The 879-nt window shown below is 47.1% G+C and carries 1 pseudogene; it reads left to right on the top strand.

Going from position 1 to position 879, the window contains the following annotated elements:
• Positions 1–326 (top strand): annotated as a pseudogene (locus HMPREF0577_RS11710) (hypothetical protein); the annotation flags it as partial.
• Positions 327–879: the final 553 nt, after the last annotated feature.

Below are 879 nucleotides of genomic sequence, written 5' to 3'. Positions count from 1 at the left end.
CCCTGACAGTTACACAAAACGGCATCACCGAAAAACTGCCCACCACCGCAACCGACAAAAACGGATTGCCGGTACGTGTAATATACCAAAAAAATCAATCTGGTATAGAAATTCGCACGGTTTTGGTGTACCAGGACAGGGATGTCTGGAAATGCATTCTAGGAACCGGTGGTGGTGCTATCCTAGGTGGAGGTAGCCTAGGCGCTGCCGGAGTGGGTGTCGGAACCGTATTTCCTGGTATAGGCAATGTAGCAGGCGGAGTCGGAGGCGCCATAATTGGAGTCATTGGAGGGGGGATGAGCGGTGCCGCAGCGTCCTGTTTCTAGAAAGAATATTTCGTGGTGGATTATTATCCCAATTCCGATACTGGGTGCATGTTCTGTTTTGCTTTTCTACGCACTCGGGATGCCCCTAAAGGAAGCGCTTCTTGAAAACAACATTCTCAGAGCATCATTTGCTTGTTTTGTTGCTCTTATTTTGATAAGAATAGCCCTGAACACGCAAAATCAGGATAATAATACTCCGGAGAATTAGATATATCCAACGATATATCCTTAACCAAATAGTCTGTGGAGGGTATTGGTATTACCGATATCCTCCACAGACTTCCTCGTCATCATCACAAGCGAGATTCACATCCTCGCGTTAAACACAAGATTGACGCATTCTGCGTAAGTCGGACGGTGGTGTGCTCATTTCTCTGGTTGCGTTTTCGTCGTAACCTTTCAGATGTCAAGGGTCATCGACATCAGGAGCATGAGGTACTGCGACGACGGTTGGATGTTTTGTGCTACAACTCGAAATGTCGCTTTCACAGGACACAGTGTCCGGCTGTACTCCTCGAAATAGTGTCTTGACCTGCACGGATATAGAATATCG

Origin of the sequence: Mobiluncus mulieris ATCC 35243, assembly GCF_000160615.1 — a bacterium.
Taxonomy (GTDB): domain Bacteria; phylum Actinomycetota; class Actinomycetes; order Actinomycetales; family Actinomycetaceae; genus Mobiluncus; species Mobiluncus mulieris.
Note: the sequence above shows the minus strand (reverse complement) of the source record. Positions and strands in the feature narration are given on the sequence as shown.